Source organism: Gemella haemolysans, from assembly GCF_901873445.1.
Lineage (GTDB): Bacteria > Bacillota > Bacilli > Staphylococcales > Gemellaceae > Gemella > Gemella haemolysans_C.
In genome coordinates this window covers 27,453-49,224 of sequence record NZ_CABFLN010000059.1, presented here as the reverse complement: position 1 = coordinate 49,224, position 21,772 = coordinate 27,453, and the positions used below count along the sequence as shown (strand labels likewise).

At 29.7% G+C, this 21,772-nt stretch carries 23 protein-coding genes and 1 pseudogene; 22 read left to right on the top strand and 2 right to left on the bottom strand.

Features of this window, described 5'->3' with window-relative positions; translation table 11 throughout:
• The first annotated feature begins 378 nt into the window (after positions 1–378).
• The 18 genes and pseudogenes from JX287_RS07240 to JX287_RS07165 all read left to right on the top strand — a co-directional run bounded on the left by JX287_RS07240 (position 379) and on the right by JX287_RS07165 (position 14,130).
• A complete protein-coding gene (locus JX287_RS07240) occupies positions 379–990 on the top strand; it encodes a sigma factor-like helix-turn-helix DNA-binding protein (RefSeq protein ID WP_204644231.1) in 612 nt (203 codons plus the stop codon).
• Between the two features lie 93 nt (positions 991–1,083).
• Positions 1,084–1,305, top strand: coding sequence for a hypothetical protein (locus JX287_RS07235; protein ID WP_204644230.1), 222 nt, complete (start codon positions 1,084–1,086; stop codon positions 1,303–1,305).
• Positions 1,306–1,360: 55 nt separating this feature from the next.
• A complete protein-coding gene (locus JX287_RS07230) occupies positions 1,361–1,597 on the top strand; it encodes an rRNA biogenesis protein rrp5 (RefSeq protein ID WP_204644229.1) in 237 nt (78 codons plus the stop codon).
• Between the two features lies 1 nt (position 1,598).
• Positions 1,599–2,735 (top strand): annotated as a pseudogene (locus JX287_RS07225) (DUF2800 domain-containing protein).
• A 2-nt stretch (positions 2,736–2,737) separates the two neighbouring features.
• Positions 2,738–3,283, top strand: a complete 546-nt coding sequence (locus JX287_RS07220; protein ID WP_204644228.1) for a DUF2815 family protein — start codon at positions 2,738–2,740, stop codon at positions 3,281–3,283.
• 12 nt (positions 3,284–3,295) lie between these two features.
• A complete protein-coding gene (locus JX287_RS09050; RefSeq protein WP_275576626.1) occupies positions 3,296–3,418 on the top strand; it encodes a hypothetical protein in 123 nt (40 codons plus the stop codon).
• Positions 3,415–3,900 carry a hypothetical protein gene (locus tag JX287_RS08985; RefSeq protein WP_239650365.1) on the top strand — a complete coding sequence of 162 codons (486 nt, stop codon included), beginning with the start codon at positions 3,415–3,417 and terminating at the stop codon, positions 3,898–3,900. The genes JX287_RS09050 and JX287_RS08985 overlap by 4 nt, the downstream gene beginning before the upstream one ends.
• Before the next feature lie 356 nt (positions 3,901–4,256).
• Positions 4,257–4,493, top strand: coding sequence for a hypothetical protein (locus tag JX287_RS08980; RefSeq protein ID WP_239650364.1), 237 nt, complete (start codon positions 4,257–4,259; stop codon positions 4,491–4,493).
• 334 nt (positions 4,494–4,827) lie between these two features.
• Positions 4,828–5,499: a Rha family transcriptional regulator gene (locus JX287_RS07210; RefSeq protein WP_204644227.1), complete on the top strand. Its 672-nt coding sequence runs from the start codon at positions 4,828–4,830 to the stop codon at positions 5,497–5,499.
• Entirely contained in the window at positions 5,492–5,746 is a 255-nt protein-coding gene (locus JX287_RS07205) for a hypothetical protein (RefSeq protein WP_239650363.1), read from the top strand. The genes JX287_RS07210 and JX287_RS07205 overlap by 8 nt, the downstream gene beginning before the upstream one ends.
• A gap of 103 nt (positions 5,747–5,849) precedes the next feature.
• Positions 5,850–6,635, top strand: a complete 786-nt coding sequence (locus tag JX287_RS07200) for a primase alpha helix C-terminal domain-containing protein (RefSeq protein WP_204644226.1) — start codon at positions 5,850–5,852, stop codon at positions 6,633–6,635.
• A gap of 86 nt (positions 6,636–6,721) precedes the next feature.
• Complete coding sequence (locus JX287_RS07195) at positions 6,722–7,024, top strand: DUF5067 domain-containing protein (RefSeq protein WP_275576629.1); 303 nt, start codon at positions 6,722–6,724, stop codon at positions 7,022–7,024.
• Positions 7,025–7,293: 269 nt separating this feature from the next.
• Positions 7,294–8,727, top strand: a complete 1,434-nt coding sequence (locus tag JX287_RS07190) for a PTS mannitol transporter subunit IICB (protein ID WP_204644225.1) — start codon at positions 7,294–7,296, stop codon at positions 8,725–8,727.
• A 139-nt stretch (positions 8,728–8,866) separates the two neighbouring features.
• Entirely contained in the window at positions 8,867–10,849 is a 1,983-nt protein-coding gene (locus tag JX287_RS07185; RefSeq protein WP_204644224.1) for a BglG family transcription antiterminator, read from the top strand.
• Between the two features lie 228 nt (positions 10,850–11,077).
• Positions 11,078–11,521: a PTS sugar transporter subunit IIA gene (locus JX287_RS07180; RefSeq protein ID WP_204644222.1), complete on the top strand. Its 444-nt coding sequence runs from the start codon at positions 11,078–11,080 to the stop codon at positions 11,519–11,521.
• Between the two features lie 31 nt (positions 11,522–11,552).
• Positions 11,553–12,701 (top strand): mannitol-1-phosphate 5-dehydrogenase, encoded by a 1,149-nt coding sequence (locus JX287_RS07175; RefSeq protein WP_204644220.1) that lies wholly within the window; start codon positions 11,553–11,555, stop codon positions 12,699–12,701.
• Positions 12,702–13,119: 418 nt separating this feature from the next.
• Entirely contained in the window at positions 13,120–13,809 is a 690-nt protein-coding gene (locus JX287_RS07170; protein ID WP_204644218.1) for an alpha/beta hydrolase, read from the top strand.
• A 78-nt stretch (positions 13,810–13,887) separates the two neighbouring features.
• A complete protein-coding gene (locus tag JX287_RS07165) occupies positions 13,888–14,130 on the top strand; it encodes a hypothetical protein (protein WP_204644216.1) in 243 nt (80 codons plus the stop codon).
• Positions 14,131–14,269: 139 nt separating this feature from the next.
• Here JX287_RS07165 and JX287_RS07160 read toward each other — a convergent pair whose 3' ends face one another.
• Complete coding sequence (locus tag JX287_RS07160) at positions 14,270–14,662, bottom strand: hypothetical protein (RefSeq protein WP_204644214.1); 393 nt, start codon at positions 14,660–14,662, stop codon at positions 14,270–14,272.
• Between the two features lie 354 nt (positions 14,663–15,016).
• Between JX287_RS07160 and JX287_RS07155 the strand changes: the two genes are divergently transcribed.
• The 4 genes from JX287_RS07155 to clpB all read left to right on the top strand — a co-directional run bounded on the left by JX287_RS07155 (position 15,017) and on the right by clpB (position 20,577).
• On the top strand, positions 15,017–15,778 hold the full coding sequence (locus JX287_RS07155) for a nitroreductase family protein (protein WP_204644212.1): 762 nt from the start codon (positions 15,017–15,019) through the stop codon (positions 15,776–15,778).
• A 176-nt stretch (positions 15,779–15,954) separates the two neighbouring features.
• Positions 15,955–16,365 carry a hypothetical protein gene (locus JX287_RS07150; protein WP_204644203.1) on the top strand — a complete coding sequence of 137 codons (411 nt, stop codon included), beginning with the start codon at positions 15,955–15,957 and terminating at the stop codon, positions 16,363–16,365.
• A gap of 59 nt (positions 16,366–16,424) precedes the next feature.
• On the top strand, positions 16,425–17,414 hold the full coding sequence (locus JX287_RS07145) for a type II TA system antitoxin MqsA family protein (protein WP_204644201.1): 990 nt from the start codon (positions 16,425–16,427) through the stop codon (positions 17,412–17,414).
• A 580-nt stretch (positions 17,415–17,994) separates the two neighbouring features.
• On the top strand, positions 17,995–20,577 hold the full coding sequence (clpB, locus tag JX287_RS07140) for an ATP-dependent chaperone ClpB (protein WP_204644199.1): 2,583 nt from the start codon (positions 17,995–17,997) through the stop codon (positions 20,575–20,577).
• Between the two features lie 196 nt (positions 20,578–20,773).
• Here clpB and JX287_RS07135 read toward each other — a convergent pair whose 3' ends face one another.
• Positions 20,774–21,745 carry an AraC family transcriptional regulator gene (locus JX287_RS07135; RefSeq protein ID WP_204644191.1) on the bottom strand — a complete coding sequence of 324 codons (972 nt, stop codon included), beginning with the start codon at positions 21,743–21,745 and terminating at the stop codon, positions 20,774–20,776.
• Between the last annotated feature and the right edge of the window lie 27 nt (positions 21,746–21,772).

Here is a 21,772-nt window from a genome sequence, read left to right as displayed (position 1 = left end):
ATTCAGCGAGTTGGTTTTGGACCCTTATAGGGTCTTTTTTTTATGCTTATTTTTATAAAACGCTGTTACAATGCACTTTGTAGACCAACTTGGTGAGTTGGTCATAAAAATTTAGATTATGTAATAATTAGTATATAAAATTTTTACAAATTATTTACAAAAAATACTCAAAAAGTCTTAGTGGCCACTTAGACGGTGAAGTTAGAAAGAATTTAAATAAACTAGTCCGATGTAACGATAAAGGTTGCATTGCTAACTTGTTTAAAATTTTATCTGCTTATCGTTTATTAAGTGTGCCTTTTAAATGTGCAAATTACGATAATCCGTATATGTGAAAAATTCTTTCACCGACCTCACCTGAGTGGAAAAGAGGTCACTATGGTGATTATTACAAAAACAAATAGAAGATTTATTACACTACGTACTAGAAAAACTTATCAAGATGATAGAATAACTTATAGTTATGAGTTTGCAAATGGTGATAAATATACTTTGGAAATTGATAAAGATGGAATTACAGAAGCGGATATAAAATTACTTCATTCGATAGATGATAATGAGGTCTATAATAATTGTAAAAATGCTAGACCAGGGAGAACAAAAGAAGAAAAAGACATAATAAAAGCTTGGAGAGAAAATTTTATAGAAGAATTTAAGAACAATTATAGTTATGAACCTCAAAAATCAGATGTTGATTATTATGAAAATGAGGAATTTCCAAGAAATTATAATTTATCTCTAGATGCAGATTTAGTTAATTCTGATAAATCAGCTATAGAGAATATGGTTGTAAATAATACAGAATTTGAATGGTCAAATGAAATTTTAACGGCATTTGAAATACTGACTGATAATGAGAAACTAGTTATTAAAAAAATCTATATAGAAAATATGAAGAAAAAAGATATTGCAGCTGAGATGCAAATATCTAATGCTATGGTAACAAAGTATCATAAAAAAGCATTAGAAAAACTAAGAATGAAGATTTAATAAAAAATATAAGAAGGGGTTAAAAATACTCCTTCTTTTTTTGACTAAGATATGTAGGGAATAACTTACAAATTATAAATAGGAGGGATACTGATGAAACATAAAGTTATTATCAATGTATCGGATTCAAATCATAAAGAGATTCAAATTTTAAAAGCATCTCGAATAACGATACCAAGGAAAATTGTTCAGTGGTTATTTGGAGAATATACTCAAGTATACTTACTAAAACCCGGTCAGACAATTCATTCTGTAGATGTTAAAGAAATTAAGAAAGGAGTGAATCTATATAAGTCAAACAAAACAATTGCTTAGTGTTATAGAGGATATAAGATGATTAGCAGATAGTCTTCAAAGTCTTTGTGAAGTAATGACTGAAGAAAAATCAGAAGTAGTTGAAGATGAGAGTACTGAATTATTAACTAACTCTACTAAAGAAGAACAAACAATTACTCTTGAAGAAGTACGTGGAGTACTAGCTAAAAAAGCCCAAGAAGGTAAGCAAGAAGATGTAAGAGAGTTAATTAAGACTTATGGTGTAAGCAAGCTATCAGAAGTTGAAGCTAAACACTACGTTGAACTAATGAAGAAAGCTGAGGAACTTTAATATGGGAAAACATGCTTTGTTGAATGCATCAAGTGCTCATAGATGGCTTACTTGTCCACCGCTACCAAGATTAGAAAATTTCTTTGAAAAAGAAGTATCTGAAGTAGCAAATGAAGGGACTGATGCTCATAGACTATCTGAATATAAGCTAAGAAAAGTATTGAGTGAGAAAGTTAGAAAACCTAAGCTAAAATATTTTGATAAGGATATGGATAGCTATAAAGATGATTATGTTAATTATATAGTAGAAACAATATAAAATATTAAGAAATCTACTAAAGATTCGATAGTTTTAATCGAACAAAGGTTAGATTTTTCAAACTATGTACCAGATGGCTTTGGAACAGGAAATTGCATAATAATTGCAGATAAGATACTTCATATTATTGACTTAAAATATGGACGTGGAGTAGAAGTAAGTGCTGAGGAAAATCCACAGATGATGTTATATGCACTAGGTGCATTAAATATTTATGATGCTTTATATAATATTGATGAGGTTATTATGACTATTTTCCAACCAAGAAAGTATAACATTTCATCTAGCAAAAAATCAGTAGAAGAACTTAAAAATTGGGCGGATACTGTTCTCAAAGGAAAAGCAGAGTTAGCTTTTAATGGACTTGGGGCTGTAACTTATGGTCCCTGGTGCCAGTTTTCTAATTGTAATGTTGTACTACGTGCTCGAAAAGATTATCATGATAAACTTATGAGATTTCAACTTTGTTCACCTCATCTATTAAATGATGCTGAGATAGAAGATGTACTAGAACATATCGATGATCTTGTGAAATGGGCTAGTGAAATAAAAGAATATGCGACTAAATTAACTATAGAGAATGATAAAGAATGGTCGAATTATAAATTAGTAGAAGGTCGCTCTATTAGAAAAATTAAAGATGAAGAAAGAGTCGCAGAGATTTTAAAAGAAAATGGATATAACGATATCTATAGAACAAGTTTAATAACATTAACCGAGCTTCAGAAATTATTAGGAAAAGATAAATTTAATGAACTTCTAAGAGAGTATATAATAAAACCTGAAGGTAAACCAACGCTTGTTTTAAAAAGTGATAAAAGAAAAGAAATAGTTAAACATGATGTAAACAAAGAATTTAAAGTAACGGAGGAAAAATAATCATGGCAATAAAAGATACAAAAGTAGTAACAGGAGTAAACACAAGATTTTCATATTTTAACGGATGGGAGCCAGTTTCAATTAATGGTAGTAAGGAAAGATACAGTGTGTCAGTATTGATTCCAAAATCAGATACTAAAACTATTATTGCAGTGCATAAAGCAGTGGATGCAGCAATTGAAGATGGATTAGCGAAATTTGGAGGAAAAAAACCTAATAAAGCTACACTTAAATTACCACTACGTGACGGGGATATAGAAAAAGAAGATGAAGCATATAAAGGACATTACTTTATTAATGCTAATTCTACTACAGCACCTCAAATCGTAGATAATAACGTGCAACCAATATTAGATCGCTCAGAAGTTTATAGCGGTTGTTATAGTAGGGTATCACTTAACTTCTATGCATTTAATTCAAATGGAAATAAAGGGATTGCTTGTGGGCTAGGCAATATTCAAAAACTTTGTGATGGTGAACCTCTAGGAGGATGTAGTAGCGCAAGTGATGACTTTACAACTAAAGAAGATGAAGAATTCTTAGCTTAGGAGGATGAAAGAATGAATATTTCAGATATACTTAATCTATTAATTATTTTACTTGCTGCAACATATGTTGGTGAGTTTATAATAACAGAGTTAGTAGATTTGTATGTAAACATAAGGGAGAAATTAAGAAAATGAAGACTATAAATATTGATATTGAAACATTCTATAGTATCAATATATCAAAGTCTGGGGTATATAAATATGTAGAGAGTGAGGACTTTGAAGTCCTCCTCTTTGCATATTCTATAGATGGAGGTAAAACTGAGATAGTTGATATAGCAGGTGGAGAAAAATTATCTGAAGATATAATACAAGCGTTATTAGATGATAATGTCATTAAGTGGGCATTCAATGCACAGTTTGAACGAATATGTTTATCGAGATTTTTAAAACTCACTAAAGGAACATATTTAAATCCAAAAAGCTGGAGATGTACAATGATATGGAGTGCATATATGGGGTTACCATTTTCTCTTGAAGGTGTAGGAAAAGTATTAGGACTTGAGAAGCAAAAATTAATAAAAAGTAAGGATCTGATAAAAAATTTTTTTTACCTTGTACACCAACGAAATCAAATGGATTTAGAAATAGAAACTTTCCATATCACGATAGAATGAAATGGGAGACTTTTAAAACCTACAATATTCGTGATGTTGATACAGAAAAAGAAATACAATGCAAGCTTATGAAGTTTCAGGTATCTGATTTTATATGAAAAGAGTACCAATTAGATCAAGAAATTAATGATAGAGGGATTAAAGTAGATTTGAAATTTGTAAAAAGAGTAATAGCCATAGGAGACAAAGTAAGAATGAAGTTAATGAGTGAATTACAAATTTTGACAGAATTAGAAAATCCAAACTCAGTAGTTTAGCTAAAAGGTTGGTTGAGTGAACAAGGTATTGAAACTGAAAATTTTAGATAATAATCAGTTAAAAAACTTGTTAAAGTTACAAAAGGAGAAGTATCAAAAGTGTTGACTTTGAGAATGCAGTTATCAAAATCATCTATAAAGAAATATCAAGCTATGAAAGATGTGACTAAAACATATGGACTAGAGTTTGAATGTAGGAGTGGATTACTTAGAATAACATTACTAAGTGGAAGAAAACTATCATACGTTAAATCCAAGAGTGAAATTAATAAATTTGGGGGCGAATCGGTTACTTATAAAGGTATAGGTGTAGCTAAAAAATGGGAGAGAATATAGAGGTATGGAACTAAGTTTGTAGAGAATATTTCTAGAGATATACTAATGTATGTTTTACAAAATTTAAGTGATTATAATATTGTAGCCCATGGTTATGATGAAATAATTATAGAGACTCCAGAGAATATAAAACTAGATTATATTTGTGAAACTATGAGTCGAGTCCCTGATTGGGCAAAGGGATTGATACTTACGGTAGATGGATATACGTGCGATTTTTATATGAAAGATTAAGATTTTGAGTGAGAGGTTAAATTCTCTCTCTTTTTTATTGCCTATGATATAGAGGGATAGCAATATTCCTCATTAATATAATTACAGGAGGTAGTTCAATATGAAGGAACTAATACCAAAAAATGAATATGGTTTATTCGCAGATAAAAAGGATATTGCAAGAGTTGACAGCTTGTATGTGGCAGAGTTTTTTGAGAAAAATCATAAAGAGATTTTAAGAGATATTCGAAATATAGCCGTCCCCAATTCAGGGTTGAGTAAAGAATTTGCTGAGCGCAATTTTGCGCTGAGCTCTTATAAAGATAAGCAAAATCAAAAACGACCTTGTTATTATTTAACACGTGACGGTTTTACTATATTGGTAATGGGGTACACAGGGGAAAATGCATTAAGATTTAAAGAATTATATATAAGACGTTTTAATGAAATGGAAGAACTTATTAAGTCTTTAGTAAAAGCAAGAACCGAATTTCCCTTATTAACTGAAAGCATCAAATTACTTCACAAAAAGCCAAAACCATATCATTTTAGTAATGAGTGTGATATGATTAATCGTATTGTTTTAGGAAAGTCTGCTAAACAATTTCGTTTAGAGAATAATCTTGAAAAAGGGACTAGTATTCGTCCATATTTAACAGAGGTTCAAATTAACTTGATTGAAAAATTACAAAAGGTAGATATCGGTCTTTTGGTCGCTTTTCCTAATTACGAAGATAGAAAACGTCATTTAGAGTGGTACAAACAAAAATGGGAGGAAAAAATCAATGAGTAAGAGTCAAAAGAAAATAAAAGAAGAAAAGAAAGACGCTTATAAACCTTTGGTCTATATTTGCGCTTCGTTCAGAGGTGATATAGAAGCGAATACTAAAAAGGCTATAAAGCTAGGAAGACTTGCTTATATGGCAGGTAATATTCCAATAATACTTCATGTGTTATTTCCATTTATGGATGACTCAAATGAAGTAAATAAGAAAAATGCTATGTTTGCGGATATCATTCTCCTTGGAAAATGCAGTTAAATCTCGGTTTTAGGTGACAATATAACAGAAACTATGAAAGTAGAAATTGATGTAGCGAAAAAGCATCATAAAACTATAAAGTATTTTACGGTGATAAAGTAATATGAGGTTAACTATTCATAGATCAAACTTTCAAGGTAACGCTAAGAATTGTATTTATAATATTAAGTGTTTAATTGAAAATATGAAACAATTAAAAGAGCTAGTATGTTTTGATCACGTATGTGTTAATTTTAAAAATTATTATCGAAATAAAGATAATTTCTTAGAGTGTGACTGTGATGTTTTTAATTGTGATAATGAACATAGTGATAATCCAAATGGTTGGATTTATCCAGAAGATTATGAGTATTTGCTTGAAGGAGCAAGTCACGTTGTAGTTCCTAGTCGAAATGATAATAAAGAAAAGAATGGGAAAGTAGCTCGACCTAAACATCATGTTTATATCCCACATAGGTTATTTTTGACTTCAGATGAGGATGAAATTTTAAAAAAACAGGTGTATGAAAAATATAACTTTTTCGATAAAAATGCTTTGGATCGTTCAATATTTATATTCGGAGATATTACTGATGAATTTATTTTGTTTGAAGGTGAAAAGAATCTAGATGAAATACTTGGAGTTGCAGATGCTTTTAGGCTTTTGAAATTAAAGGAGCATACACCAGTAATCGAACAAGGTAGTCGTAATTCTACTATGAGTTATTTTGCTGGAAAGATTATAAAACGATACGGAGCAACTAAAGAAAGTTATTCCATGTATTTAGAACAAGCATCTAAATGTACACCACCTTTAGAAGATAGCGAACTTAACTCTATCTGGTATAGTGTAACTAAGTTTGGAAGGAAAGTTTCTAGTCAAGAAGGGTATATAAAGCATGAAGATTAGAATCAGGAATTTAAATTTAAACCTACAGATTATTCAGAAGTAGGTTAAGTTATAGTTCTTTCTAGAGTGTTTCAAGACCGAATAAAATACTCTTAGATACTACAAATAAAAGTGGAAAAGATATAATTAATCCAATGAGTGCATGGTTTGCTTCTTTTCCTCAAGGAGCAATTCAAGATAACGATAAGAATAAAGTTAATAAACTTCAAGTTGCTATGCACCCAGATAAAACATTAGTTCGTGATCAATCAGCCACTATAAAAAAAGATGGAACTGTTTCTGGTGCTGTAGCTTATGAACTTACAGACTTAACCACACCAGTAAAACTTACTGCATATAAAGGTGTAGGTGGAGCTGAACTAGGTAGTCAAGAATTTGCTGTGAAATAAAATAAATTTTATTCCGATTGACCTTATGTCAATCCGAGTTTTTTGACGAATTTATAATCTTTTATACTTCTGTCAACCCCAACCATCAACTATATTTAATTATTTCACCAATCTGAAATTATTTCCTAAAACACTGGTATTAAAGTATTTGTGTTACGTTTTCAATTTGGCGAAATTCATTTTGCCTACTTTGATATTGTTCGTTGACTAGGCAGAATGTATAATGAGTTCATAAGATAAAAGTAAAAAACAAAAGGAGATTTATACTTATGAGCGAAAATAAAAGTAGTTTAAAAGTTTTAGTTCAAAAAGTCGGTACAGCTCTTTCAAGTATGGTAATGCCTAACATTGGAGCATTCATAGCTTGGGGATTAATTACTGCATTATTTATACCAACAGGATGGATGCCGAACGCAAAACTTGCGGCATTAGTTGCACCAATGATATTCTTCCTGTTACCACTATTAATTTCTTATTCAGCTGGTAAAAACGTTCATGATGAACGTGGAGGAGTAGTAGCGGCGATTGCTACTATGGGTGTTATTGTTGGAACAGTGACAATCACTGAAAAAGGTTTAGGTGGAACACCAATGTTCCTAGGAGCTATGGTTATGGGACCTATCGCAGCTCACCTAATGAAAAAATTTGACAAAGCAGTTCAACCAAAAATTAAAACTGGATTAGAGATGTTAGTAAACAACTTCTCAGCTGGTATTCTTGGATTTATCTTAGCTATTTTAGGATTCTTTGGAATTGGACCTATTGTTAAAGTTATTACTAATGCACTTAGTGCTGGTGTAGATGTGATTATTAATGCGCATTTATTACCACTTGCTAACGTGTTTATCGAACCAGCAAAAATCTTATTCTTAAACAATGCGATTAACCACGGTATATTAACACCAATCGCAACTGAACAAGCATTAAATACTGGTAAATCAGCTTTATACTTATTAGAAGCTAACCCAGGTGTTGGATTAGGTATCTTATTAGCTTACATGTTCTTTGGAAAAGGTTCTGCTAAAGCTTCTGCTCCAGGTGCAGCAATCATCCACTTCATCGGTGGAATCCACGAAATCTACTTCCCATACATCTTAATGAAACCTGCATTAATCTTTGCAGCTATGGCAGGTGGAGTAAGTGGTACAGCAACATTCCAATTATTAGGTGCAGGTCTACGTGCTCCAGCTTCACCAGGTAGTATTTTAGCAGTACTTGCTCAAACAGCAACTGGAAGTTACTTTGCTGTAGTAGCTGGGGTAGTTGTATCTACTTTAGTAACATTCGTAATCGCAAGTATTATCTTAAAACGTGATAAAGGTGAAGGAGACTTAGAATCAGCACAAAGCAAAGTAAGCAACATGAAAGCTGAATCAAAAGGTCAAGACGTAGCAACTGATAATGCAAGTGAAACTTCTTATGCTGATGTTAAAAGAATTATCTTCGCTTGTGATGCAGGAATGGGAAGCTCAGCAATGGGTGCTTCTATCCTACGTAACAAAGTGAAAAAAGCTGGACTTGATTATGAAGTAACAAATGTAGCGATTAGAAATCTAAATGAAGAAAGTGGATTATTAATCGTAACTCAAAACGAATTAACGCCAAGAGCGAAACAAATGAATGGAAAAGCTCTACACGTATCTGTAGATAATTTCCTAAACAGTCCAAAATACGATGAAATCGTTGAGAATTTGCAAAAATAGAAAAATAACTATATAATATTTTGTAAATAGAGACGGTAGTGTTTATGACTTCTTCTTAGATAAGGCACTATGCATTACTAAGAGGGAGTCATATTTTTATTATGAAGGAAAGTTTTGGATATTTTTGAATGGAGGTCATATGTTTAACGAACGTGAAAAACTAATATTACAAGTTTTGTTGAAAAATACTGATGAAGCACTTAGTATCAAAGAGATAGCTAAAGCTACAAAAATAAAAGAAAGAACACTTTATAGAGAGATTAAAAACTTAGAGAGTTCATTAGATCAACTTGGAATTGATTTAACGAAAGAAAAGTCTAAGTATGTACTAAAAGGTGATTTATCTGAGTTGGATTCTTCGCTATTTGAAGCTAGTTTTGAAGATTATGCATATTCAACAGAAACTAGATTAAATTTAATATTATGCTTTTTAATTTTAAGTGAAGATACTTCGATTAAAGATATTTCTGAAAAACTGATGTTAAGTTATAATACTGTTGCAACTGCAATAGGTACTATCGAAAAGATTTTATCAGATTACAAGTTGACATTGATTAGAAAAAAAGGACAGGGTATTGAAATAGAAGGTAGTGAAGTAGATCGAAGAGTACTTCTTATTTCATTGCTGTGTAATGAGATTAGCGATGAGGAATTTTTCACTAGATTAAATGATCGTAGTATTTTATCAAGTAATCCATTCATTAAATTCTTGAACTTTGATTTTTTAAAAAAGGTATTTTATGAAAATAAACATCTTGATGTGTTTAAAATATATACTGATTCTAGTATCAAGAAGATTCTTATAAGTTTAAATGTAGTTTTTCTTCGAATGTCATATCCAACTGATATTAAAGAAAATATTCCGAAACAAGAATATGATAGTATAAAATCACTACTAACCGCTTCTAAAGATATAATTGACTTCGATATTACAGATGATATAATCCAGTTCCTTGTCAAAATATTAAAAACATGTCGTTTAATCGAACAACTTTCATATTTAAATGATAAGTATTCATATACTCTAGTATATAAGATTAGTCTATTGATAAAATATGTATCTGAAAAAATGAATGTGGATTTCACACAAGATACGAATCTTTCTAGTGGTCTTATTGCGCATGTTGAATCTGCGATAAAAAGACATCAGATGAACTTAATAGAAGAAAATGATGAATTACAAGATTTTGTATTGAAAAATTACAATGAGCTATATCTTGTAATTAAATCAGAATTGTTAGTTGTTTTTGATGAAATAATGTTTAATTCTACGGAGTTAAGTTATATCGTTATACATTTTGCATCTAGTTATGAACAAATTTATAGAAAGAATTTTATTCGTGCTCTTGTAATATGTGCTAGTGGAATTGGAAGTTCAAAAATTTTAGGTAGTCAGATTAGAAAAAATATTCCTGAAATAAAAAATCTAGAATATACAATTCCTAGTAAGGTAACTAAATCTTTAGTAAACAATTATGACGTAGTTATATCTTCAATCGAACTGGAACAAGATATCGATTACTTATTAATCCCGACTATTCTAAAAGAAAAAGATATAAACTTAATTCGTGAAAAAATATTATCTAGTAGAAGTTTCAAAAGGAATAATACTGTTAAAAGAGAGAATATTGTCAATATTGATAAGTTTAGTAGTGCGTGTCGAATTATTTTGAAAAACACTGAGTATGTTGAAACAGACAGCAAAGCTAACTATGAAGTAATATTAAAAGGTATTTTAACAGATTCGGCACTGAATATTACTAACAAAGATAAAGTTTTAAATAGTCTGTTAGAAAGACATAATAAGAGTTCTGTAGTTATTCCTAATACGAACATAGCTCTTTTCCATACGTTAAATAATGATATCGAAGAACCATTTGTTATAATTAGTTCGTTAAATGACTGTATCGTTATGAAAAATTCAGTGGGAAGTAATCAGAATGTTGATAATTTTATAGTGATGGTCAGTCAAAATCAACAAGAATTTACAGATTTACTTAGTCAAATTAGTATTGCGATATTAGATGATGAGGTATTTACTAAAGCTTTAGCTAGTAAGAATAAAGACTTTATCCTTACAAAGATTGAACTTATCTTGAAAAATTATATTTTACAGTTATAGTTATTATAGTGACTTGGAAATTAATTTCAAGTCGCTATTTTGTTGTTAAGGAAATTGATATATAGCGATGTTTTAAAGTGATTTACTACTAAATTTATTTTTTGTCAGTATTTATAACTCTATTTTGGCAAAAAGTGTTTCGCCGACTTTGATATTGTTCAGAAGGATAACTAAAGGTATAATTAACTTATAAGAAATAGAACAAGAAAACTCGAAGGAGAAATGAAGATGAATTTAACAAAAAAAGATATTAGATTAGGGCAAGAAATTAGTAATAAAGAAGAAGCGATTAGAAAAGCGGGAGAAATCTTAGTAGAAAATGGATATGTAGATAGTGATTACATCCCTGCGATGTTAGAAAGAGAAGAAATCGTATCAACTTACATGGGGAACTTTATTGCGATTCCTCATGGAACAGATGAAGCAAAAAAATCAATTAAAAGCACAGGAATTTCTATTATTCAAATTCCAGGAGGTGTTTCATTTGCTAAACCTGAAGATACAGAAGACAAGATGGTATTCGTAGTATTCGGTATAGCTGGTAAAGACGGGGAGCATTTAGAATTATTATCAAAAATAGCAATCTTCTGTTCAGAACAAGAAAATGTTATAAAATTAGTAAACGCTGCTACTGAAGAAGAAGTTATTACGTTATTATCGGAAGTTGAATAATTAAAAATAAAATTAGTAAGAAGGTATTACAATGAAAAATTTACATTTTGGTGCAGGAAATATCGGACGTGGCTTCATAGGAGAATTATTAAATAAATCTGGATATCACATTACTTTTGTAGATATTAATAAAGATGTGGTTAATGATTTAAAACGTCGTGACACGTACACTATTAGAATATTAGATGAAAATATCGAAGAAGTTGAACTTAATAACTTTGATGCTTTAAACATTGCTGAAGAAAAAGAACAACTTTATACAGAAATTGGTAAGGTAGAATTAATTACTACTTCTATAGGTCCGAATGTTCTTCCTATCATAGCTAAAGATATCGCAGAAGGATTAAAATTAAAAGTAGTGAATAATAATACTAAATTATTAGATATTATCGCTTGTGAAAATATGATTTCTGGATCTGATTTTTTAAAAACAGAAGTGTTTAAACATCTTTCAGAACAAGAACAAGAGTTTGTTAATAAATATGTAGGATTCCCAAATTCGGCAGTAGATAGAATCGTACCAGCTCAAAAACATGATGATGTTCTTCTAGTTGAAGTGGAGAAATTCTGTGAATGGGTAATAGAAGCGAATAAAATTAAAGTAGAAAGTAATAGAAATATTGAACAAGTACACTACGTAGAAGATCTTAATCCGTTTATTGAAAGAAAACTATTTACGGTAAATACAGGGCATGCAGCACTAAGCTATATTGCGAATTACTTAGGTATTGAGTTAGTTTCAGATGGTGCTAAACATGCTGATGTAAGAAAAGATTTCATTGCTGTATTAGAAGAAACTAGTGCATTACTTGAGAAAAAATGGGGATTCGATAAAGCAGAGATGGAAGCTTATAGAAATAAAACAATCAAACGCTTTGAAAATCCTCGTATTGTAGATAATGTTTCTAGAATTTGTCGTACTCCTATAAGAAAATTAGGATATAACGAAAGATTTATTAAACCTATTAGAGAAACAGAAGAATTAGGATTATCAAATAGTGCTTTACTAAAAGCTTGTTCATATATACTTACATTTAAATCTGAAGAAGATGAACAATCTGTAAAACTTGAACAACTAATTAAAGATAAAGGTGTTATTGAAGCTTTAAGTGAAGTAACAGAATTAACAGATACAGCTTTATTAAATAAAATTAAAGAAGGTTACGAAAAATTGGTTTAATAATACAAACAAGTATCTCAAAAAAATTATGACATGACGTGTATACATAAGAATGAAATAGTGTGTATTATTAGAACAGTATATATAAAATAATAATTGAAAGTCTTTGGAATAGCTAATTCCAAAGGCTTTTGCTATGTTTGTGAAATTTGAGCAATATTCTAGATGTGGCTATTGACATTACTACTAAAAATGGTATCATTGTAGCATGAGTTAATAATAGATTATAAAATGAAAATTTGGTAATGATAGTGAAAAGGGAATAAGCTCTGTTAAGAATTAATAGGAATTCTTATGAAGTATCCAGTATTAATGGAATACTAGAGAACTATTAAATATCGTTAGTAGACGATGTTTAAAGAGAAATGAAGAGAATTATATTATATATGTATAAAGAAATGTTACAGGAGAGAAACTAATGAAACATAGAAAAGAGAATTTTGTAATAGACAATAAATCGTGTATTGGATATATAACTGATACTGCAAAATACTTATTGATTCAACCTGTTGATGAACATGATATAGAAGTATTGGATAATGAAGTAGAAGAAATTCAAAAAAATACAGCAAAACAATTCTCGCTTATTGCTTTTACAATAGAGGATTGGAATAATGAACTTTCTCCTTGGGAAGCACCTCCAGCATTTGGAAATAAATCTTTCGGTTCTGGGGCTAAAGATACTTTAGAATTTATTGAAAGTAGATTAATACCAGCGGTTAAAGAAAAATATAATCTAGGTGATGAAATTAAATTTATTCTAGGTGGTTATTCTTTGGCAGGTTTATTCAGTCTTTGGAGTGTGTATAAGTCAAATACATTTTTAGGTATTGCTACAGCTTCTCCTTCTGTTTGGTTTAATGGATGGGAAAAATTTATGAATAATAATACTCCATTAAGTAACACTATTTATCTAAGTTTAGGCGATACTGAAGAGAAAACGAAAAATAAAGTAATGTCTGCTGTTGGAGAAAATATTAGAAAACAGGAAGAACTATTAAAAAATGATAATATAAATACAATATTAGAATGGAATAAAGGTGGGCATTTCAGCAATTCAGATTCACGTGTAGCTAAAGCATTTACTTGGTGTATTGAAAATATTTAAGTAGTATTTATAAAAGTATTCTAGATAAGTCTTTACTTAATGATTAGTTAGTTACAATTGAAAAGGAGGTATCTAATTATGATAAAATTCGTTAAAATTTTTAATTCAAAAAGTACTGGGTATTGGTATTTTCCAGAAAACAATACGATACCAGGAATGATAGAAATAAATGTAAAAACAGGAAATGTTGATGTATTTGTTGAATCTATGCTAGACCGGGAATTAGGGTACCCTATTTATGCGAATAAAGCCAAATCTTATGTTAAAAGGTTATTCGATTCTGGGGAAATGCCTGATGAAGAAATTTTAGTGTGGTATTAAAAGTTTATAGCAAAAGATATTTTAAGGCTATTTGTCAAGATCAGAACATTGCCTAAGAATAATTCACTAGTAGTCTAGATAGTATTTTAATCCCTTTGAAGAGGTAAGATTTCAAAGGGATTTTTTTATATTTCAAGAATCAATCATCTAATTTTTCAAGAACATTACTTAATTTTTTGTTTATGGAAGCCAGTACTTTTTCTAAACCTATAAGGATAATACTTAATGATATTAACACAATAATTGTTTGGATACTTATATTTATCTTAGTGATTAAAATAGAAATTAGAATTGATATAAGAAATAACATAGTAGAAATAGGTCTTGGTATTCTATCTCTTTTATCGATTTTAAATAACAATCTATACAGTTTAGCTATAATGAATTCTATAATAATTGTTGCTATCATAAATGTTAATATCTCTATAGCAGAAATATTGTTTAGTATTAATATTGGTAAATAAAAAATATTAAAAAATAATAGTGATAGTACAATTTTTAAAAATACTTCTATAATTTTTTGAATGTTCATAAGAAACCTCTCTTTTTATAATAATGTTAAATTAAATTTTAAATTTTTTATAAAGAACTTATAATTTAATTGTAGTGGCTATATAGCTGAAAATCAATATTCTATTTACGTTCAAACGTCAAAAAGTAGTATTAGGAAAAGATGTGCTACAATACTTAATTTATATAGTTCACTCTCAAACTATATTGAAATATAGGAGAAATAACCTTGCTTTTTAATTAGGAGATTGTCAATATGTAAAAGTTATATTAAAAAAGATAAAAATATAGAGTATTATCATCCTATTTTCTTTCATTCTATTCTTTTTCACGTTATAATTAAGATACTATTACTAGAAATTTTTGGAGGTAACATATGAATGAAGTAATTAAAACGATGCTAGATCATCGTACGACTCGTAGTTTTGTAAAAGGAAAAGAACTACCTAAAGAACACCTTGAGCAAATCATTGCTAGTTCTAAACAAGGATCTAGCTGGATGAATGGTCAACACTATAGTATTATCGTAACAACAGGTGAAACTAAACAACAAATAGCTGATTTAATCCGTGATAAAGCACCTGGTAATGCTGCTCATATTGAAAATTCAGCTACGTTTTTACTTTATTGTTTAGATTATACTAACATCAAATTAGCGTTTGATATTGAAGGTGGAGAGTTTGATATTTCTAATCAACATGAACCACTACTTATCGGTACTTTGGATGTTGGTATTGCGATGCAAAATGCCGCTTTAGCTGCTGAGTCTTTAGGATACGGAATTGTTTATTGCGGTGGAGTAAGAGGTTTTGGAGATAAGATTTCCGAATTACTAAATATTCCAAAAAATGCACTGTTCTTATGTGGACTAAGTATCGGTGTCAAAGATGAAGAGTTATCTACAGAAAAAGTTAAACCTAGATTACCAGAAGTGGCTAATGTAGGATACAATGAATTCCCTAAATCAAACGTAGAAGTATTAAAAGAATACCGTCAAACTATGTTAGACTTTGCTGAAGCACGTGAGACAAAAACATGGACTAGGAAATTCGCTGACTTCTATGCACAACCTTCAGGAATAGAAAAAGTAACTAAAGAACTATTAGAAAAAAATGGTTTTGTGAGTGAGAAGGAATAAAGAATAAGATTAAATTAGAAAACCGCTTATGTAGTTGCATGCTAGATAAGCGTTTTTTAGTAACATAATAATAATAAAATTGACTTCTTTTTTCAAAAAAAGTGTACTAATTGATACATTTTTAATTGACAAAAATCATAGTTTTAGTTATGATGATAGTATAAAGAGGTGATTACATGAACCCTAATTATAATAAAAATTATACAAAAGAAGATATAGAAAATATTCTGTGTATAATAAAAAAATGTATAGAATGCAATAAATACACGATTTCATTCAATCAAAATAGAAGAGAAAATATCGTATTTGTTAACGATTATAATATTAGAAGTGATAAGCAAAAAAGAATATTATTAAATATTAAAGTTGATGATTTTTGTCACTCGTTGCAGAATACGAATGTTGGATATGAACATGAAGTATTGTATGTTTTTGTCCCTCAAGTAAGTTTATTTAATATAGATGATGTAGAAGAAGTCGTAGATATTTATACAAAGTTTAATATAATTGATTATGGAGAGACAAATAGAACTATAGTGATTTCCTTTCATAAATGTAATAAAGAAATAGATTATGCATTTAGATAATCTAATTATATTGATGATGTATATTTTGAAATAGGTAAATGTAAGTGAGGAATGCTGATATGGAAAAAGTTTTTTGTGAAAATTGTAGAAATGATGTTGAGTATAGCGTAATTGAAGAACAAATGATAGGAATTATAAAGGGTGAGACTTATACTTACACAGGTAAAGTTGCTAAATGTAAAGAATGTAAATCTGATATCTTTGTGAATAGTATAAATGATTATAATCTAAAAGCTTTATATGATGTATATAGAGAAAAGAATGGTATCATCTCTTTAGAGAAAATATTAGAAATATGCGAAAAGTATAATATATCTAAGCGTCCGTTGTCGTTGTTATTAGGATGGGGTGAACAAACTTATTCACGTTACTGTAATGGAGATATTCCTAGTAAACAGTATTCCGATATACTAAATAAAATTTATGAAAGTCCAGTATTTTATAGTGAACTTTTAGAAAATAATAAGGAAAAATTACCTTCAGAAATTGCGTATAAAAAAAGTAAAGAAGCAGTTGATAAAATTCTTGAAGGGAATTTAAATGAAGAGTCGAAAATAAATATGGTTATTAATTATATCTTAAATCGTTGCGAAGATATTACGCCATTAGCGTTACAAAAATCATTGTATTATGTACAAGGATTTTATTATGCGTTTAATAATGAATTCTTATTTGAAGAAGATTGCCAGGCGTGGGCACATGGTCCTGTATATCCGAAGGTTTATTTTAAATATAAACATTATAAATTTGATCCAATTGAATCAAAAATAGAAGTTTCAGACACTATGTTTACATCATCAGAGTTGATAATTATGGAAAATGTAGTAAAACATTTTTGCTGCTATAGCGGAAAAGTATTAGAAAAATTTACTCATTCTGAATACCCATGGTTACAAACTAGAGGAAAAATTCCAGAATTGGAATCATCTACCGAGATAATAAAAAAAGAGTATATTGGAAGATATTTCAAAGACGTTAGAGAAAAATATAATATGATAAATCCTAATGATATGGAATCATATGCAAAAAAAATGTTTGATTGTGTTTAAAATGTTAATAAAGCAATTTGAAAATAGTGCTGCTTGCTGATGGAGCGGGGTAGAAGTAATTCAGTTCGCAAATAATGCCGTTTGCTGATGATACGGGATAAAAATAATTCAGTTTGAAAATTACGTTTAGATATAAAAAATTGCCACATATGTATTTTAATAATATATATGTGGTGTTTTTTTATACTAAAAAAAACCCCTATGAAATCTCATAAGTGTCTTACAGAGCAGATATTAATCTCTCTGAGAAAGTTACCAGTAGAGCATATATTTTTATATCTCTAAGATAATATTAAGTATAATATATAGTTTGAAGCTTGTCAACATAAGCTTTGTGAGCTTTTTTTCTTTTTTTAAATTTTTTTAAAAAAACTATTGTCAAAAAAGGTCAAACATGTTATAATTTATTTAAGGTCAAAAAAGGTCAAAAAGATGAAACTTAAATATATTCCATAAAACTTTTTAGTTTGTTAAATATTTAGTTGTATCTTTTGAGGGTAGTATCTTTATTATATTAGAGATACTGGTTAACTAATAAAAGTACCTTTTGATCTAATAATTTAATCAAAGGAGATTTACAATGGATATTAATAGTTTTACTAATAGTGTGAAAGAAATCTTAGCGAAATCTTCCGAATTAGCAACAGATAAAAAAAGTCAAAGTATTACGAGTGAGATGTTCTTAAAAGCGGCTCTTACTGGTAGTAATTTATATAGTGATATATTAGGAAGAGTAAATGTTGATAAGGTAAATTTAACTCATGAATTAGATAACGAGATTGCGAAAGTAAATAGTGTAGAAGGAGATAATATCAATTATGCTAGTTACCTAAGTAATGATTTGAATGCTTTATTAATAGAAGCTAATAAATATAAAGATAAATATGAAGATAAATTTATTTCGTGTGAACATATTGTTCTTGCGAGTTATTTGAAAAATAGTATAGTAAAAAAATATATCGATAAGGTGACTACGTTAAAAGATTTAGTAGCCGTTATCGATAATATCAGAGGAGGTAAAAAAGTTATGAACGAAAATCCAGAAAACAACTACGAAGTTTTAGAAAAATATGGTCGTGATCTTGTAGAAGCTGCACGTAGTGGTAAAATTGATCCTGTAATAGGACGTGATGAAGAAATAAGAAATGTAATTAGAATTTTATCTAGAAAAACAAAAAATAATCCAGTGTTGATAGGGGAACCTGGGGTAGGTAAAACTGCGATTGTTGAAGCACTGGCTCAACGTATTGTACGCGGTGATGTACCTGAAAGTCTTAAAGACAAAACTGTATTCGAACTTGACCTTACTAGTTTAGTTGCAGGAGCTAAATATCGTGGTGAGTTCGAGGAACGACTAAAAGCTGTATTAAAAGAAGTTAAAGAACAAGAAGGAAAAATTATTCTATTCATCGATGAAATTCACATGCTTGTTGGTGCTGGTAAAACTGACGGAGCAATGGATGCTGGTAACATCTTAAAACCAATGCTTGCTCGTGGTGAACTTCACTGTATCGGTGCTACAACTCTTAATGAATATCGTCAATATATCGAAAAAGACTCTGCATTAGAACGTCGTTTCCAAAAAGTTCTTGTTAAAGAACCAACAGTAGAAGACACAATCTCAATACTACGTGGTCTTAAAGAAAGATTCGAAGTTTATCACGGTGTGAAAATCTCTGACCGTGCGATTGTAGAAGCTGCAGAATTATCTAACAGATATATTACTGATAGATTCTTACCGGACAAAGCTATCGATTTAATCGACCAAGCTTGTGCTACTATTAAAACTGAGAACTCTTCTAACCCAGCTGAATTAGATACAATTAATCGTAAAGTAATGCAACTTGAAATAGAAGAAAAAGCCTTAAGTGGTGAAGATGATGATGTGTCTAAAAGACGTTTAGAAAACTTAAAAGAAGAGTTGGCTAACCTAAAAGAAGAACAAAATAAACTTCAACTTCAAGTTGATAGTGAAAAAGAAAAATTATCAGCTGTTAAAAATCTTCGTGAAAAAATCGACAGAGTTAAAGTTGAATTAGAGCAAGCTCAAAATAGCTATGATTTAGAAAAAGCTTCTGAGTTACAATATTCTACTTTACCAAAATTAACTCAAGAGTTAGAAGAATTAGAAGAAAAATCTAAATATGAAGAGTACAAACTTCTAAAACAAGAAGTTACTGAAGATGAGATTGGATTTATCGTAAGTCAAATGACCGGTATTCCTGTAACTCGTCTAGTAGAAACTGAAAAAGAAAAATTATTACATTTAGCTGATACTATTCATGAAAAAGTAATAGGTCAAGATGAAGCTGTAGAGAGTGTAACTAATGCGATCTTACGTTCTCGTGCTGGTATCGCAGATCCTAATAGACCGATCGGTAGCTTCCTATTCTTAGGTCCTACTGGGGTAGGTAAAACTGAGCTTGCTAAAGCATTAGCTCTTAACCTATTCGATGATGAACGTAACATTGTACGTATCGACATGAGTGAATATATGGAAAAACACTCAGTTAGCCGTTTAATCGGTGCCCCTCCAGGATACATCGGTTATGAAGAAGGTGGTCAACTTACTGAAAGTGTAAGACGTAATCCTTACAGTATTATCTTAATGGACGAAATTGAAAAAGCGCATCCAGATGTGTTTAACATCTTACTACAATTATTAGATGAAGGTACACTTACTGATTCTAAAGGTGTAGTAGTAGATTTCAAAAATACAATTATTATTATGACTTCTAACATTGGTTCATTAGAACTATTAGAAGAAGTTAAAGACGGTGTAATTTCTGAAGAAACTCGTAAAAATGTTACTAACCAACTTTACGGATACTTCAAACCAGAAATTCTTAACCGTATGGATGATATTATTATCTTCAAACCATTAACACAAGATAATATTAAAGGAATCGCTAATAAACTTCTTAATGAACTTGTTGCACGTATCGCTAATAGAAATATTATTTTAACATATACTGATAATATTTCTAGTTGGGTTGCGACTGCTGGATTTGATATGAAATTCGGTGCTCGTCCACTTAAACGATTCATCCAAAGTCAAATCGAAAACAAACTTTCAGTTGAATTAATCCGCCATGGTATCGAAGATGGAATGGAAATCCACTTAGACTATGTAGATGATCAATTGAAAATAGATATTAAATAATAAATTATCTATAAATTATAGGGCTGGGAAATTAATCCCAGCCCTTAATTTTTTATGTATAAAGAATTTACAGAGTTTTATTCATACTCCCAAAACAAGGGGAAATTAGAATAAATCCTTTAAGAAAGAAAACAGATAGAGCATGCTACCTGTTTTCTTTTATGTTTTCTTTTATGTTTTATTTTAAAGTTTATTTCTATAATCCGTGTTGTTTTTTATATTCGGTAATAGTTATTCCTGTCCATTTTTTGAATGCACGACTAAATGCATTTACATCACTATATCCTATTAAATCTGAAATTTCTTCAGTAGGTAAGTTCATCTTGAAATATGAGAAGGCCATTGCTTTTTGAACAGCTTGTAATTCTTGTTTAAAAGTAGTATTTTCTGCAGAAAGATTACGTTGTAAAGTTCTTGTACTAACACCTAGTCGATCAGCAATATCTTCAGCCAAAAATAGTCCACTTGGAATTGCTGAATATAGTTCTTTTTGAACGTATCCTGCAAAACTTTGTTCGTTGATTTGTTCAGCTAGTTGTTTATTAAGTTCAGGCTCTAAATATTTCCACATGATATTGTTTTGAGTTAAAAATGGTTTGTTTAAATCATTTTTATCAAAAATTAAACGGTTTGTATCTGATTTTTGTATAATCGTTCCAAATATTTCTGTTGTAGTTGTGTTGTAATCATATGGAGATTCGACACTTAATGGAATTATTTTTTCTCCAATTCCAGTTCTTAATAAATCTAATATTAGAAGTTGTTCATTAAGAATAGTAAATTTTGGTAATTCCATATTCGGATGAGAAAATTTGTAAGTTACTGTTACTGTGGTTGGTCCTTCTACTAAATCAACTTCGATTGGCCCAATAATTTTCTTGAATCGGGAAAATCTTTCTAATGCCTCAAATCCATGTGGAGAGGCTAGTGATGCGAAGAAGGCTGGAATAAACATCTGTAGATGAGATATTTGACTCAAATCACGAATGTTATCTTCTGACATAACTTGATCTAATTGTAATAGAAGTCTATAAAATTCTAATGATGTTAAATTAACTTCCTCTTCTCTAAGCTTATTCGGAATTTCAGCTTTTTGTAAAAGTACAGATATATCTGCACCTAAACTTTTTAAAAAATCTTGTAGTTGATAGCTTATTGTAAGTTTCATACTAGTCCTCAATTCTATATTTATCTA